This is a genomic window from SAR86 cluster bacterium (assembly GCA_029268615.1).
GTDB lineage: Bacteria > Pseudomonadota > Gammaproteobacteria > Magnimaribacterales > Magnimaribacteraceae > JAQWNM01.
Genome location: JAQWNM010000007.1, coordinates 30,170 through 44,276, shown reverse-complemented (window position 1 = coordinate 44,276; position 14,107 = coordinate 30,170). Strand labels below are relative to the sequence as shown.

The following is a 14,107-nucleotide window of genomic DNA, read 5'->3' as shown; positions in this document are numbered from 1 at the left end:
ATGTCTGAAGCAACTATATATCTAATTAAAGCGCTCGGTGATGTTTTAACGCTAGCTATTCTTTTTGGTTTCTTATTTAGACTTTTTAAAGTTGACTATTTTAATCCTATAGTTCAAGGAATTATTAAAATCACTGATATTCCTACTGGGATTATTAGGACTGCAATAAAGCCTATTTTTGGAATAGATATAGCCAGTCTTTTTAGTGCAATTATTATTCAGTCATTCTGCTTATACCTGATAGTGATCTCTGGAGCCTTAAATGCTAATTTTTTTAATTTATTAGAGTGGTCCTTCTTTTCTGTTTTTCTTTTAATAATTAAAATACTATTTTATTCAATGTTTGCAGGAATAATACTAAGCTGGATATCACCATCTAGTAGTCATCCAGCTGTGAGAATAATATTTCAATTATCAGAACCCCTTTTCCAGCCCTTTAGAAAATTAATACCTCCTATGGGTGGAATCGATTTTTCTCCTATATTAGCTTTTATTGCTTTAAATTTTTTAGAAACAATATTCAGAAATTTTGCCATTCAAGTGGGTGTTCCCTATGGAGTTTTAATGGGTTTTTAGCATAGATAAGGAACTTAGACTATAATGACAATGCGCTGATTTGTTAAAGATTGCGGGCGCTAAAGAAAATACAGCTAAAACCTTCATAACCTGTTGAGTGAAAGCTGACAGGTTTTTTTATGTTTTATTGATTAAGAATGATGGAAATAGGAAAAGTTATACCTACAAAAGCTTTTATTGAAGAGAAGATAAACCTTGAGTGCGGAAGAGATCTTGATTCTTATGAAATTGTATATGAAACATATGGAAATCTTAATGCTGAAAGGAATAATGCAATTCTTATTTGCCATGCTTTAAGCGGAAATCACCATGCCGCTGGACTAAATGAAGAAGGAAGGCAGGGTTGGTGGCATGAATTAATTGGTCCAGATAAAGCCATAGATACTAATAAATTTTTCATAGTCTCGCCTAATAACCTGGGCGGTTGCCATGGGACTACAGGTCCTGCTTCTATAAATCCAGTTACAAATAGACCTTTTGGTCCTGATTTCCCTGTTTTAACTGTTATAGATTGGGTAAATTCTCAACTAAAATTAGCTGATTTATTAGGGATAGATAAATGGCATGCCGTTATAGGAGGTAGCTTGGGAGGTATGCAAGCATTGCAATGGAGTATATCCTATCCAGATAGGATAAAAAAAGCAGCTATAATTGCCGCCGCTCCTAAATTAAGTGCTCAGAATATCGCTTTTAATGAAGTTGCAAGGCAAGCGATCATTTCTGATCCTGATTTTCATCAAGGCCGCTATCTTGAAAATAATGAATCTCCAAAAAAAGGACTAGGTCTAGCTAGAATGGTAGGCCATATAACCTATCTATCTGATGAGGCTATGAGAAATAAATTTGGCAGAGAGCTAAGAGAAGGAAAATTAAATTTTGGATTTGAGGTTGATTTCCAAGTCGAAAGTTATTTAAGACATCAAGGGGATGTGTTTTCAGATCGCTTTGATGCAAATACTTACCTTCTAATGACAAAACTTCTAGATTACTTTGATCCAGCACTCGAGAATGATGGAGATCTAATTAAAACTCTCTCTCCAATTCAATCAAAAATACTAGTAGTATCTTTTACAACTGATTGGAGGTTTGCACCTGAAAGGTCTAAAGAAATTGTAGATGCTCTTCTAGCTTCAAAAAAGGAAGTAAGCTATCTAGAGGTAAATTCATCTCATGGGCATGACTCTTTCTTATTTCCAGAAGAAAGATATGTAAATGCTATTAATGCTTTTTTAACTAATTAATATGAATAACTTAAAGCTAATGTCAAAATGGTTAGAACCTAGAAGTTCAGTTTTAGATCTGGGCTGTGGAGAAGGAGAGCTTTTAGAAGAATTATCTAATTCCCTTGCAATAAAAGGTTATGGAATAGAAATAGGTAATAAAAATATTGAGGCTTGCTTAAAAAAAGGCCTCAACATTATCCAGCAAGATATTGATGATGGCCTAGAGAATATAGGGACTAAGAGTTTTGAGACTGTAATTCTTAGCGAGACAATTCATGTTCTAAAAAAACCAGATCAAGCACTTAAAGAAATTACAAGAATAGGTAAAAATAGCATTGTAACAATTCCTAATTTTGCTCATTGGAGTAGCCGATTATCTCTACTCTTAAAAGGAAGAATGCCTATATCTGGACCTCATCCTAGTTCATGGTATGAATCTGAAAATTTACACATATGTACTTTGAAAGATTTTGAAGACCTCTGCAATTCCTTAAATATAAATATCATGGATAGAATATTAATTTCTTCCTCGAATAAAACTTCAACTCATCTGAATATATTACCAAATCTACTTTCTCACTATGCCATGTATAAACTTTCAGACTGAATAGATCATGTTAAGAAAAATTATTTTAGCAACTGAGAATATTCATAAAGTTCAAGAGTTTAGTAATTTAATCAAAAAAGAAGACCTTCAATTTATACTGCCTCCCTCCGCAGCCATTCCGTTTCCAGAAGAGACAGGGAATTCTTTTTCAGAAAATGCTGCCTTAAAGACCTTACATATATTTGAAAAGACTGGAAAGCCAAGTTTAGCTGACGACTCGGGGCTAGAAGTAGAATACTTAAAAGGTGCGCCTGGTATTTATTCTGCTAGGTACTCTAAATCTGGATCTTCAGAAGATAATATTAAAAAACTTTTAAATAAACTATCTGGAATAGATACAATAAAAAGAAAAGCAAAATTCACATGCTGTATAGCTTATAACAAAGGAAATGGTGAAAAACCTTCTATATTTGAAGGAAGTATAGAAGGTTATATAACTGAATCTCCATCTGGAAATTCAGGATTTGGATATGATCCAATTTTTTTTATCCCTAAAGAAAATTTAACTTTTGCAGAAATGCCAGAAGCAAAAAAAAATCTTTTAAGTCATAGAGCTATTGCTTTTGATAAATTTTTAAAACAACTCAGGATTTAAACTTTCTTGAATAAAAGAAAGTTTGATTCTCTTCCTTCAAGTTTTGCTTTTTTTTCAAAGTTTGTCTCGGTAAAAAATTTAAAATCACTAGGCAATTGAGGATACGATAATTCTATCCAATTTTTATTGCTTGATAATAAATTATAGATTTGCTCGCCGTAATCTTTCCAATCTGTTTTGCAAATTAAGATCCCTTTATTTTCCAAAACTCTCTCTAATTTGATAATAAATTCTTCGTTTACAAGCCTCCTTTTTTTATGTTTCCTTTTTGGCCAAGGATCAGGATAAAAGAGTATTACGGCTTCAAACTTATTCTTATTACTTAATTCTTGTAAATAAATATCTGCATCCTGCTGGACAACTCTAATATTTTTTAAAGATAATTTATTAATCTTACTTATTAAAGAGCCTATACCAGGCTTATGCACTTCTATTCCTATAAAATCTTTTTCTAGATTATTTTGAGCTAAATCAATTAAAGTTTCGCCAGCTCCAAATCCTATATCTAAAACTTTCTTTGCACGTCTTCCAAAGATTTGATCTAAGTCTTTTGTATTCTCATTAGATATTCCAAAAATATGCCAATAATTTTTTATGGCATAACCTTGAGCTCTTGTCATTCTGCCATGCAAAACAAAACTTTTTAGTTTTCTTTCCAATAGCCTATCAGTCTATTATTCCGTCTACAGGAGAAGAAGCAGAAGCGTAAGGCCTTTTTATCATTCTTCCTGCTAAATATGCCTCTCTTCCAGATTCAATAGCTTTCTTCATGGCGCTTGCCATTAGTATAGGCTTATCTGCTAAAGCTATTGCTGTATTCATTAGAACACCTTCACAGCCTAACTCCATTGCTATTGTGGCATCAGATGCCGTTCCTACTCCTGCATCTACAATGATAGGAACATTTGCATCTTCAAGAATTATTTTTATATTATGAGGATTAATAATTCCTAAGCCTGAGCCTATGGGTGAGGCTAAAGGCATAACTGATACGCAACCTATCTCTTCCAGCCTTTTTGCTTGTATTGGATCATCAGTGCAATAAACCATTACATCAAAACCATCTTTTACTAAGATCTCTGCTGCTTTTATAGTTTCTGGCATATCGGGATATAGTGTCTTTTCATTACCGAGCACTTCGAGCTTTACTAAATTATGACCTTCTAATAATTCTCTTGCTAATTTACAAGTTCTTACAGCATCTTCACATGTATAGCACCCGGCTGTATTGGGAAGGATAGTAAAGCTTTCTGGTGATAGATAATCTAATATATTAGGTTCTGAAATATCTTGACCTATATTTGTTCTTCTAATAGCAACTGTTACTATTTCTGCTCCACTTGCTTTTATAGACTGAAGTGTTTCTTCAAAATCTTTGTACTTCCCTGTTCCTACAAGTAATCTAGAATTATACTGTTTCCCTGCTATCACTAAAGGATCCATTACCCTCCTCCTATTGCCTTTACAATCTCTATTTCATCACCGTCTTGTAAAACCGTTTCTAAAATTTTAGATCTAGATATAACTTCTTTATTTAATTCCACTGCTATCCTAGTCTCTGGAATATCTAACTTTTTCAATAAGGATTTTACTGTTGAACTATCTTCAATCTCTAGAGACTCGCCATTCGCCCTTATGATCATATTAGTGTTCTTAGTTAAGGAAACTGTGAATTAATTGAATTACAAATTTATTCGCACTTTTTCCATTGCGCTTTGCTCAATTTGTCTAATTCTTTCTGCTGAAATCTTATACTTATCCGCTAGTTCATGAAGCGTTAATTTATCTTCGTTAAGCCATCTATCATTCAAAATATCTCTACTTCTAGGATCGAGCTGTTTAAGTGCATAATGAAGCTTTTCTTTATTTATCTCTGATAGGTTTTGTTCTTCAAGGATCTCCAAAGGGTCAGCATCTCTATCTTCTAGATAATTTGCTGGTGCAAAAGAAGTTTCATTATCGCTATCATCGTTAGACGGATCGAAAGGAATGTCTAAGCCACTTAATCTTTTTTCCATTTCGCTGACTTCTTCAGGAGTTACACCTAAATCTTTTGATATTGCACCAATTTCTTCTTCAGAGAGCCAGTTAAGCTTCTTGCTCTTGCTTCTTAAATTAAAGAATAGTTTTCTTTGGGCCTTAGTAGTAGCTATTTTTACTATTTTCCAATTTCTTAAAACATATTCATGAATTTCTGCTTTAATCCAATAAACCGCAAAAGAAACTAGCCTAACTCCTACCTCTGGATTAAAACGTTTTACAGCTTTCATTAAACCGATATTACCCTCTTGAATTAGATCAGCTTCAGATAATCCATAACCAGAATATGACTTGGCCACATGGACTACAAACCGCAAATGAGCCAAAACTAGTTTTCTCGCTGCCTCTAAATCTCCATTATAATAATAGTCCTCTGCCAATTGCTTCTCTTCTTCCTTAGTAAGAATACCAATGCCATGCACGGAATTAATATAAGCCTGTAAATCTTTACCCGGCAAAGATATATCCATTGGCTGCAATGCTGTATTGCTAGATTTGCTCTCTGTTTTTATCTTTTCTATAGCCATTTTGTTCACTATTCTACATATTTAAGGGTAATTTTACCAAAAAAGGAGTTTATAGCTGAATTCTAGAAAATAAATTGAATATATTACTTTATGAGAAGTGGCTGCCAATCTTCACCTTTATTCCCTAAAGCAAGAAACTCAGGGTTAAGTTGATCTCGATTAAATATGTAACTTAACCTGTTGCCATTCAAGGCCCTAACTTCTCCTCCGGCCGCTTCTAAAACTGCCTGACCAGCAGCAATATCCCATTGATATGTAGGGCCAAGTCTAGGATAGACATCTGCTAAACCCTCTGCAACCCTGCAGAGCTTTAAAGAGCTTCCAGCCTTAAGTAGTTCCACCTTTTTAAAATTTCTGCCTGCCATCCTTATTAATCTAGTGTCTTTACTACTCTGGTGACTTCTGCTTACTACAATCCTACATAGATCTTTTGTCATGGGGATTGAGCTTATTCTTTCTTTAGATTTACTTTTTATCTTAAAAGCACCTATTTCAGCCATTCCTAAATAAACTTCATCGATAGCAGGAGCTTGAACTATACCCAAAACTGGTGAATTATTTGATATTAAAGCGATATTTACTGAAAATTCTCCATTCCTATTTAAAAACTCCTTTGTACCGTCTAAAGGGTCCACAAGCCAAAAAGTATTAATTGATAAATCAGCTTCAACTGACTGCTCCTCTGATAATATAGGTATATCTAATTGGATGCCTTTTAAACCATCACATATTATTCTATTTGAATTCAGATCTGCTTCCGTAAGAGGAGAACCATCATCTTTATTCTCTTGGTTTATATCTCCACTATCATATACAGCCATAACAGCCTTAGAAGCTGAAGAAGATATCTCCAAAACTTTTTTAGCTAGTTTTTCTAAATCCATATTCTTATTAAATAAATTATTTTACAATAATATCCTATTAAGAAGGACGAATGAGCACAATGATAAACGAAGAAAAAACAAAAGAAAATTTAGAAGAGGTAATTAAAGGTCTTAATTTATTAAGCAGAGAGAGAAAAGTTGTACTATCTCATCATAAAGCATTTGATTTAGTAGATGACTTAAAAAATAGAATGAATGAGATCAAACAATCCCTTAATCAAACTTAACAACAAGGAAAAAAATGACTTATACCTGTTTTACATACGAAATTGAAAATAATATTGCGCATATACAAATGAGCAGACCAGATGAGTTTAATTCAATGAATAAAGCTTTCTGGTCTGAACTTCCTTCATTAATTGAAAAAATATCAGATGAAGGAAAGGCGAGGGTTATTGTTCTTTCTGCTCAAGGAAAACACTTTTGTGCTGGAATGGACCTAGCTAATTTTGTTGGCAGTTCTGAACAACCAAAAGCTCATTTAGGAATGAGAAAAGAAGCCGGTTTCAGAGTTACTCTGGATCTTCAACACAGTATTTCTTGCTTAGAGAAAGCTAGAATTCCTGTAATTGCAGCAATCCAAGGAGCTTGTGTAGGCGGTGGAGTAGATCTAGCTACCGCTACTGATATGAGATTCTGCACAAATGATGCTTTTTTCTGTATTCAGGAAATTAATATTGGCATGGCTGCTGATGTTGGAACTCTTCAGAGACTTCCAAGATTAATCCCAGAAGGAGTAGTCAGGGAACTGGCATATACCGGTAGAAGATTTATGCCTGAAGAGGCAATGAAATTTGGACTAGTAAATAAAATTTATGATACGCAAGCAGAAATGATTAAAGAAGTGATGTTAATAGCTAAAGAAATAGCTTCTAAAGGCCCTTTAGCAATAACTTCAACTAAGGAAATGTTGAACTTTAGTAGAGATCACTCTATTGAAGAATCTCTAAATTATGTTGCTCTTTGGAATACGGCAATGGGGATAAATGATGAAATGTCAGTTGCATTCAAAGCAAAAGCTGAAAAGAAAGAAGCTGAATTTGAAAACTTACTTCCTAGAAGAAAGTATCTTGATGGGGAGTTTAGCGGTTAAATCTGTCGCCTCAGAAAAACAGGAAATAAATCTGTAGACTCCTTACTATTATATTTATAACCAGCAACATTAAAATTATTTAATCCATTAAGATCATCTATCTTATTTTCAATTATAAAACGAGCCATCATGCCTCTAGCCTTTTTAGCAAAAAAGCTAATGATTTTATATTGACCATTTTTATAATCTTTAAATATAGGGCTTACAACTTTTCCTGATAAATTTTCTTTATTTATTGAAGAAAAATATTCTACAGATGCTAAATTCACTATCGTGGTATTTTTCTGATCATCTAAGTCTCTATTAATTGATTCAGTAAGATCATTGCCCCAAAACTCGTAAAGGTTTCTGTGATTTCCAACTTCTAATTTTGTTCCCATTTCTAGTCTATATGGAGAAATCAAATCTAGGGGTTTTAATAGCCCATATAGCCCTGATAAAATTCTCAAATGCTTCTGAGCATATTTAATACCTTCATCACACATAGAATATGCTTCCAGCCCTATATATACATCTCCTTTAAAGGTAAAAAGAGCTTGCCTAGAATTCCTGGATAGCTTCTTTGGAGAGGACCAGTTCATATTCCTTTCAAAATTTAAAACTGCTAACTTGTCACTTATACCCATCAAGCTTGATAACTTATCAGGATCTTTTAATCTTAGCTCTTTTATAAGTTTTTTTGTCTTAGAAAGATGAGAAGCGATAGTATAATCTTCTGTAGGAAGATCAGTTTCATAATCTAATGTTTTTGCTGGAGCTATCACTATAATCATAATTACAAGCCCAAAACTAATTTGGCCATTATATTCCGCTGAACTTCATTAGAACCAGCATAAATAGTTGCTTTTCTATAATTAAAATACCTTGGGGCTGAAGTGTTAGCAAATTCATAACCTATAGGATCTTCATTATGACCTAAATCTGGTCCAGGATTATTGAAAGGTAGCGCATAGTAATCTACAATTTCCACAGCCAATTCAGTCAGTGCTTGGCCTATTTCAGTTCCTCTAGTTTTAAGCAGTGAAGATTCTGGGCCAACATTCTCTCCTGTTGATAAACTGCCTAAAATTCTTAGCTCTGTTGCTTCCATAGCGCAAATTTGGATATCGAGATCAGCTATTTTCTTGTGATAGTGAATATTTTTAAATTTAGATCCATCATCTCCTTTCAGGACCTTTTTAATTTTTTGTAGTTGGGAAAAAAGTTCTGCTGAATATCCATTTCCTCTTTCAAACTCTAATAAATATTTAGCATAAGTCCATCCTTTTCCTGCTTCACCTATTAAATTTTCTTTAGGGACTTTTACATTTTCAAAAAAAACTGTGTTTACTTCATGGTGTCCTATAGGGGTATTGTCTAAAGTATTTATGGGTTGTATCTCTATTCCAGAAGACTTCATGTCAATGAGTAAGAATGAAATCCCTTTTTGAGGAATATCTTCTTTTGAAGTTCGAACAAGGCAAAAAATCATATCCGCATACTGAGCCATAGTAGTCCATGTTTTAGCTCCATTTACAAGGTAATGATCGCCCTTATCCTCTGCTTTTGTATTTAAAGAGGCTAAATCAGATCCAGAACCTGGTTCTGAATACCCTTGGCACCACCATGTATCTGAAGATAAAATATTAGGTAAATACTTTTCTTTTTGTTGTTCATTCCCAAAAGCCATGATCACCGGGGCTACCATTTTTTCTCCGAAAGCAACAACAGAAGGAGCATGAGCTGCAGCCATCTCTTTATTAAAAAGATATTTTTGTGAAGGCCCAAAAGAGGCTCCCCCAAATTCCTTAGGCCAATTAATTCCTGCCCATCCCTTTTTATACAAAGCCTTTTGCCACTGAACATGTTCATCTTTTGTTAAATGACCATTTGCACTTTTTATATATCTTTCCTGCATTCCTGTAGAATAGTTTTCTTTAATCCAGGAACGAACTTCTGTTTGAAAGTCTAGTTCTTCTTTAGTAAATTTTAAATCCATAGATAAATTATAGACAAGAAAGAGCATAACAACAAAGGAGAATCCCTTTGGGTAAATTAATTAATAATCTAGATAGAGTATCTGAGCTAACTGGAAAAATTGCTTCTTGGTTCGTTTTGCTTATGGTCCTTATTACTTGTGTCGTTGTAATCATGAGATATGCCTTAGGTCTTGGTTCAGTACTACTCCAAGATGTTGTGCTTTATCTTCATGGAGGGCTTTTCCTTCTAGGAGCGTCTTTTGCCTTTAAAAGAGATGCCCATGTGAGGGTAGATATATTCTATAGAGATATGTCTGATAAAAATAAGTCTATAATTAATATGCTAGGTAATATATTTTTATTACAACCTTTATGCCTAGTTATTTTCTTTTACTCCTTTGGGTTTGTAGAATTTTCGTGGAAGATTATGGAAACCTCTCCTGAACCTGAAGGCTTGCCTTTTGTTTATTTACAGAAAACCCTTTTACTACTTATGAGCTTTTTATTATGGCTACAAAGTATTTCGGAAATTCTTAAATCTTTCACTACATTTAAACATGGTTGAATTAATACCGCTTCTTATGTTTATGGTTATTTGCTGCGTCCTTTTAGCTGGATTTCCTGTTGCTTTTTCTCTTGGAGGAACAGCCTTAATATTTGCGGCTATAGGAATCATTACTGGTAATTTTGATGCATCTTTATTGGGAACTATTCCAAATAGGATGTTTGGAGATATGACCAATACTACTCTTGTAGCTGTACCACTTTTTGTATTCATGGGTGTACTTCTAGAAAAATCAAATTTAGCAGAGGATTTATTAGCTAATATGGCAAATCTTTTTGGTGGCTTTAGGGGGAGCCTAGCAATATCTGTAATTATTGTAGGAGCTATGATTGCTGCTAGTACAGGCATAGTTGGAGCAACCGTAATAGCGATGGGTTTAATCTCTCTGCCAATTATGCTCCAAAGAGGTTATGACCAAAGTTTAGCCACAGGAACAATATGCGCAACTGGAACTTTAGGGCAAATCATTCCTCCATCTATAGCACTTGTAATCCTTGGTGACGTTTTGTCAGCAGCTTACCAACAATCTCAATTGAGTATAGGAAACTTTTCGGCAAAAACTATATCAGTAGGCGATTTGTTTATGGGAGCAATAATTCCTGGAGGAATTTTAGTATTAATGTATGCACTTTATGTTCTATTAAAAGCATATTTTTCTCCTGAAAGTGCTCCTGCTCATGAAATTAAAATCAAGGAAGGTAGGCTGAAGGTCATTCTTATAACACTAGTGCCTCCTTTAGCATTAATAACTATGGTTCTGGGTTCAATATTACTAGGGATAGCCACTCCTACGGAAGCTTCTGGAGTAGGAGCTCTAGGAGCCCTTATTTTATCTTATACTAGAAAATCTCTTACTAAGGAAAACTTAACTTCGGCAGTAGAAACTACGGCCGAGATTACTGCAATGGTTTTTATGATCCTCATAGGTTCATCAATTTTCTCTTTGGTTTTTAGAGGATTTGGAGGGGATGATTTAGTCTCTAATATTTTTAGTCAAATGCCTGGAGGTGTTTTCAGCGCTGTATTAGTTGTCATGATTATGATTTTCCTCTTGGGTTTCATTCTAGATTTTATTCAAATCACATTTGTTGTTGTTCCTATCGTAGGTCCGGTTCTTTTAGCTATGGGGGTTGATCCTATTTGGCTCGGCATAATGATAGCTATTAACCTACAAACTTCTTTTTTAACACCGCCTTTTGGGTTCGCGCTTTTTTATCTTCGAAGTGTAGCCCCTGACAATTTACCAACGATGGCAATGTATAGAGGGGTAATTCCATTTATAATAATTCAAATTTTTCTGTTAGTTATTTTATCCATTTTCCCTGAATTAATAACAACTCTTCCTAATCTAGTATACGGGCCTTAATTCTTTATCTTACTAAATGAGCTATTTTATCTGCTCTATAGGATGATCTAACTAAAGGACCTGATGCAATCTCAACAAATCCTTTTGAAAAAGCAAGAGCTTCATAATTCTTGAACTCTGAAGGTGTCACCCATCTTTCTACCGGCAGATGATTTAATGTAGGCCTGAGGTACTGGCCCATTGTCAGAACGTCTACTCCTGAAGATAATATATCATCCATTGCATTCTCAATCTCTAGATCACTTTCGCCTAAACCGAACATCAAACTAGTTTTTGTGATTATATTTGGCTTTATCTTTTTAGCTAAAGACAAAACATTAAGAGTTTGACGATAGCCAGCTCTAGGGTCCCTTACCTTATAAGTCAGACTTTCTACAGTTTCTAGATTTTGTGCGAAAACGTGTACACCTGAATTAACTAGAATTTGTATAGAAGACTCTATTCCACAAAAATCAGGTACCAGTGCTTCTACGATAACCTCAGGACAAGAATTAGTAACTTCTTGAATTGTTTTAGCATAATGCTCCGCTCCTCCATCTTCTAAATCATCTCTATTTACAGAAGTTAGTACCGCATACTTGAGTTTCATTAATTTGATTGACTGAGCTACATTCTTGGGCTCTTTTGGATCTAATTTTCCTTTAGGATTTCCTGTATCAACGGCACAAAATTTACATGCCCTAGTGCATACAGAGCCCATTAACATAAAGGTTGCAGTGCCATGACTCCAACATTCAGATATATTTGGACACATTGCTTCTTCACAGACAGTATGTAAATTATTGTCCTGAACTACACTTTTGGTGGTTAAAAATTCTTGAGTATTGGAAGTAGTTATCCTCAACCATTTTGGTTTTTTGGATGGAGAAATCATAGAATTTTTATTTCGTTTTATTCCGTTCTTGATAGCAATCGTTCCATCTTCCTTGATAGTCTTAGAAGGTATCAAATCTATAGAATATTTCATGCTGCTTTAAGGGGTAAATTTTTTTGTATACTTCGTTTAAAGGCACTTCTAACTTCATCAAATGAAATATGACAATGATCTTTCATTTGAGTAACCTCTAAAGAATCATAACCACATGTATTTATACGTTTAAATGGTTCCAAATCCATATCTACATTTAGGCTGACACCGTGATAGCTATAACCTCTTTTAATTTTAAGCCCGATAGAAGCTATTTTTTTTCCCTCTACATAAACTCCAGGCTTACCAGGCTCCCTAGTCCCTAGAATATTGAAATCAGATAAAACTTCAATAACAATTTTTTCTAAATTACTTATTAAAGTTTTTGGACCCCAACCCAACCTCCTAATATTAATAATGAAATAAACTACTAGCTGTCCTGGGCCGTGATAAGTTACTTGGCCACCTCTATCTGATCTAAGAACAGGGATACTCCCTGGATCAAGTATATTTTCCTCAGTAGCGCCCAAGCCCAATGTAAAAATAGACTTATGTTCCAAGAACCAAACCTCATCTATATCTGATTGAGCTCTTGAAAGGACATAATTGATCATAGATGCCCAAGTCTTTTTATAATCTTGAATGCCTAACTCTTTAAAAGAAATACTCTTCAATCTAGAGCCCTTGCATCTATGAAAGCTTTTTCTGAGATTGCATGATAATTAATTACATCTCTTTTAAAGTCTCTATAAGATTCATAAACTTTAGAAGCCATTGGATCGTCTGCAACAAACTCCTTCATAACTTGATCTGATAATATTCTTAATTCTCTTAAAACATCGTTTGGAAGTTTTCTTAATTTTACGCCATGCTTATTAACTAAATCAATTAAAGCGCTGTTATTCCTTGCCGTGTACTCATCTAACATCTCTTGGTTTACAGCTCTAGCAGCATATTTCATAATGGCTTTGAGATCTGAAGGTAATGAGTCTAAAGCCTCTTTATTTACTATTATCTCAAGAGTTGAGCCTGGCTCGTGCCACCCAGGATAATAATAATAATCCGCTACTTGGTGAAAACCAAAAGTTAGATCATTGTAGGGTCCTACCCATTCTGCAGCATCTATCACTCCTTGTTGTAAAGAAAGAAAAATTTCATTCCCAGCCAGTTGAACAGTCTCAGCTCCCAATCTAGTAAATACTTCTCCTGCTAGTCCTGGTATCCTCATTTTTATACCTTTTATGTCTTCGATAGAATTTATTTCTTTATTAAACCATCCAGCCATTTGAACACCTGTATTTCCTCCAGCTAAAGGAATAATATTGAAAGGGCTATAAGCTTCTTCCCATAATTCTAAACCTCCCCCATGATGCAACCATCCATTCATTTCTTGGGCGGTTAAGCCAAAAGGAACTGCGGTAAAGAATTGAGAAGATTTTACTTTTCCAGTCCAGTAATAAGAAGCTCCATGGCCTAATTCAACATTTCCTTGAGATACAGCATCAAAAACTCCCATTGGAGGTACTAACTCTCCAGCTCCATAAACTTTAATTAATAAGCGGCCATTACTCATTTCTTCAACATATTTAGATAGGTTCTCTGCAGCCATTCCCAGTCCTGGAAAATTCTTTGGCCAAGTTGTCACCATATTCCATTTGTATACTTCAGAAGAATTAGAGTTAAGGGTATCGGTATTTGATTCTTTTCCCTGACCACAGTTAACTAATAATAAAAAAGCTAAAGATAAAACAATATTTTTTTTCATA

General features: G+C 34.3%; 18 protein-coding genes. 8 read left to right on the top strand and 10 right to left on the bottom strand.

Annotated elements, in window-relative coordinates:
- The 4 genes from P8J93_02695 (at position 1) to rdgB (ending at position 3,001) form a co-directional block, all read left to right on the top strand.
- Entirely contained in the window at positions 1 to 576 is a 576-nt protein-coding gene (locus P8J93_02695) for a YggT family protein (protein ID MDG2060710.1), read from the top strand.
- Between the two features lie 137 nt (positions 577 to 713).
- Positions 714 to 1,817 (top strand): homoserine O-acetyltransferase, encoded by a 1,104-nt coding sequence (locus P8J93_02690; GenBank protein MDG2060709.1) that lies wholly within the window; start codon positions 714 to 716, stop codon positions 1,815 to 1,817.
- A 1-nt stretch (position 1,818) separates the two neighbouring features.
- On the top strand, positions 1,819 to 2,406 hold the full coding sequence (gene metW, locus P8J93_02685) for a methionine biosynthesis protein MetW (GenBank protein MDG2060708.1): 588 nt from the start codon (positions 1,819 to 1,821) through the stop codon (positions 2,404 to 2,406).
- A gap of 7 nt (positions 2,407 to 2,413) precedes the next feature.
- Entirely contained in the window at positions 2,414 to 3,001 is a 588-nt protein-coding gene (gene rdgB, locus P8J93_02680; protein ID MDG2060707.1) for an RdgB/HAM1 family non-canonical purine NTP pyrophosphatase, read from the top strand.
- Here rdgB and trmB read toward each other — a convergent pair.
- The 5 genes from trmB to cysQ all read right to left on the bottom strand — a co-directional run bounded on the left by trmB (position 2,998) and on the right by cysQ (position 6,452).
- A complete protein-coding gene (gene trmB / locus P8J93_02675; GenBank protein ID MDG2060706.1) occupies positions 2,998 to 3,660 on the bottom strand; it encodes a tRNA (guanosine(46)-N7)-methyltransferase TrmB in 663 nt (220 codons plus the stop codon). The two genes, rdgB and trmB, sit on opposite strands and share 4 nt — an antisense overlap.
- Before the next feature lie 7 nt (positions 3,661 to 3,667).
- Positions 3,668 to 4,444 carry a thiazole synthase gene (locus P8J93_02670; GenBank protein ID MDG2060705.1) on the bottom strand — a complete coding sequence of 259 codons (777 nt, stop codon included), beginning with the start codon at positions 4,442 to 4,444 and terminating at the stop codon, positions 3,668 to 3,670.
- Positions 4,444 to 4,644, bottom strand: coding sequence for a sulfur carrier protein ThiS (gene thiS / locus P8J93_02665; protein ID MDG2060704.1), 201 nt, complete (start codon positions 4,642 to 4,644; stop codon positions 4,444 to 4,446). The genes P8J93_02670 and thiS overlap by 1 nt, the downstream gene beginning before the upstream one ends.
- A gap of 39 nt (positions 4,645 to 4,683) precedes the next feature.
- On the bottom strand, positions 4,684 to 5,568 hold the full coding sequence (rpoH, locus tag P8J93_02660; GenBank protein ID MDG2060703.1) for an RNA polymerase sigma factor RpoH: 885 nt from the start codon (positions 5,566 to 5,568) through the stop codon (positions 4,684 to 4,686).
- 83 nt (positions 5,569 to 5,651) lie between these two features.
- A complete protein-coding gene (cysQ, locus tag P8J93_02655) occupies positions 5,652 to 6,452 on the bottom strand; it encodes a 3'(2'),5'-bisphosphate nucleotidase CysQ (protein ID MDG2060702.1) in 801 nt (266 codons plus the stop codon).
- Between the two features lie 50 nt (positions 6,453 to 6,502).
- Here cysQ and P8J93_02650 point away from each other — a divergent pair, with 50 nt between their 5' ends.
- Both P8J93_02650 and P8J93_02645 read left to right on the top strand, forming a co-directional pair.
- Positions 6,503 to 6,679 (top strand): hypothetical protein, encoded by a 177-nt coding sequence (locus P8J93_02650; GenBank protein MDG2060701.1) that lies wholly within the window; start codon positions 6,503 to 6,505, stop codon positions 6,677 to 6,679.
- Between the two features lie 14 nt (positions 6,680 to 6,693).
- On the top strand, positions 6,694 to 7,545 hold the full coding sequence (locus tag P8J93_02645; protein MDG2060700.1) for a crotonase/enoyl-CoA hydratase family protein: 852 nt from the start codon (positions 6,694 to 6,696) through the stop codon (positions 7,543 to 7,545).
- Here P8J93_02645 and yaaA read toward each other — a convergent pair.
- Both yaaA and P8J93_02635 read right to left on the bottom strand, forming a co-directional pair.
- Positions 7,542 to 8,318, bottom strand: coding sequence for a peroxide stress protein YaaA (gene yaaA, locus P8J93_02640; protein ID MDG2060699.1), 777 nt, complete (start codon positions 8,316 to 8,318; stop codon positions 7,542 to 7,544). The genes P8J93_02645 and yaaA overlap by 4 nt on opposite strands.
- Before the next feature lie 2 nt (positions 8,319 to 8,320).
- Positions 8,321 to 9,523 carry an acyl-CoA dehydrogenase family protein gene (locus P8J93_02635; protein ID MDG2060698.1) on the bottom strand — a complete coding sequence of 401 codons (1,203 nt, stop codon included), beginning with the start codon at positions 9,521 to 9,523 and terminating at the stop codon, positions 8,321 to 8,323.
- Between the two features lie 47 nt (positions 9,524 to 9,570).
- Here P8J93_02635 and P8J93_02630 point away from each other — a divergent pair, with 47 nt between their 5' ends.
- Entirely contained in the window at positions 9,571 to 10,068 is a 498-nt protein-coding gene (locus tag P8J93_02630) for a TRAP transporter small permease subunit (protein ID MDG2060697.1), read from the top strand.
- Positions 10,061 to 11,434, top strand: coding sequence for a TRAP transporter large permease subunit (locus tag P8J93_02625; protein MDG2060696.1), 1,374 nt, complete (start codon positions 10,061 to 10,063; stop codon positions 11,432 to 11,434). Before P8J93_02630 ends, P8J93_02625 begins: the two co-directional genes overlap by 8 nt.
- Before the next feature lie 4 nt (positions 11,435 to 11,438).
- Here P8J93_02625 and lipA read toward each other — a convergent pair whose 3' ends face one another.
- Genes lipA through P8J93_02610 form a run of 3 tightly spaced genes read right to left on the bottom strand, consistent with a single transcriptional unit; the run spans position 11,439 to position 14,106 of the window.
- A complete protein-coding gene (gene lipA / locus P8J93_02620; protein ID MDG2060695.1) occupies positions 11,439 to 12,401 on the bottom strand; it encodes a lipoyl synthase in 963 nt (320 codons plus the stop codon).
- The gene (gene lipB / locus P8J93_02615; protein ID MDG2060694.1) at positions 12,398 to 13,015 is read right to left on the bottom strand and encodes a lipoyl(octanoyl) transferase LipB; all 618 of its coding nucleotides are present in this window, start codon (positions 13,013 to 13,015) and stop codon (positions 12,398 to 12,400) included. Before lipB ends, lipA begins: the two co-directional genes overlap by 4 nt.
- Positions 13,012 to 14,106: a TRAP transporter substrate-binding protein gene (locus P8J93_02610; GenBank protein MDG2060693.1), complete on the bottom strand. Its 1,095-nt coding sequence runs from the start codon at positions 14,104 to 14,106 to the stop codon at positions 13,012 to 13,014. The genes lipB and P8J93_02610 overlap by 4 nt, the downstream gene beginning before the upstream one ends.
- Position 14,107: the final 1 nt, after the last annotated feature.

Excerpts from the sequence above, each read along its gene's own strand:
- lipA (MDG2060695.1), bottom strand. The coding sequence starts at position 12,401 with ATGAAATATTCTATAGATTTGATACCTTCTAAGACTATCAAGGAAGAT.
- P8J93_02645 (MDG2060700.1), top strand. The coding sequence starts at position 6,694 with ATGACTTATACCTGTTTTACATACGAAATTGAAAATAATATTGCGCAT.
- P8J93_02650 (MDG2060701.1), top strand. The coding sequence starts at position 6,503 with ATGAGCACAATGATAAACGAAGAAAAAACAAAAGAAAATTTAGAAGAG.
- rdgB (MDG2060707.1), top strand. The coding sequence starts at position 2,414 with ATGTTAAGAAAAATTATTTTAGCAACTGAGAATATTCATAAAGTTCAA.
- P8J93_02635 (MDG2060698.1), bottom strand. The coding sequence starts at position 9,523 with ATGGATTTAAAATTTACTAAAGAAGAACTAGACTTTCAAACAGAAGTT.
- rpoH (MDG2060703.1), bottom strand. The coding sequence starts at position 5,568 with ATGGCTATAGAAAAGATAAAAACAGAGAGCAAATCTAGCAATACAGCA.
- P8J93_02690 (MDG2060709.1), top strand. The coding sequence starts at position 714 with ATGATGGAAATAGGAAAAGTTATACCTACAAAAGCTTTTATTGAAGAG.
- P8J93_02610 (MDG2060693.1), bottom strand. The coding sequence starts at position 14,106 with ATGAAAAAAAATATTGTTTTATCTTTAGCTTTTTTATTATTAGTTAAC.
- cysQ (MDG2060702.1), bottom strand. The coding sequence starts at position 6,452 with ATGGATTTAGAAAAACTAGCTAAAAAAGTTTTGGAGATATCTTCTTCA.
- P8J93_02625 (MDG2060696.1), top strand. The coding sequence starts at position 10,061 with ATGGTTGAATTAATACCGCTTCTTATGTTTATGGTTATTTGCTGCGTC.
- metW (MDG2060708.1), top strand. The coding sequence starts at position 1,819 with ATGAATAACTTAAAGCTAATGTCAAAATGGTTAGAACCTAGAAGTTCA.
- thiS (MDG2060704.1), bottom strand. The coding sequence starts at position 4,644 with ATGATCATAAGGGCGAATGGCGAGTCTCTAGAGATTGAAGATAGTTCA.
- yaaA (MDG2060699.1), bottom strand. The coding sequence starts at position 8,318 with ATGATTATAGTGATAGCTCCAGCAAAAACATTAGATTATGAAACTGAT.
- P8J93_02670 (MDG2060705.1), bottom strand. The coding sequence starts at position 4,444 with ATGGATCCTTTAGTGATAGCAGGGAAACAGTATAATTCTAGATTACTT.
- P8J93_02695 (MDG2060710.1), top strand. The coding sequence starts at position 1 with ATGTCTGAAGCAACTATATATCTAATTAAAGCGCTCGGTGATGTTTTA.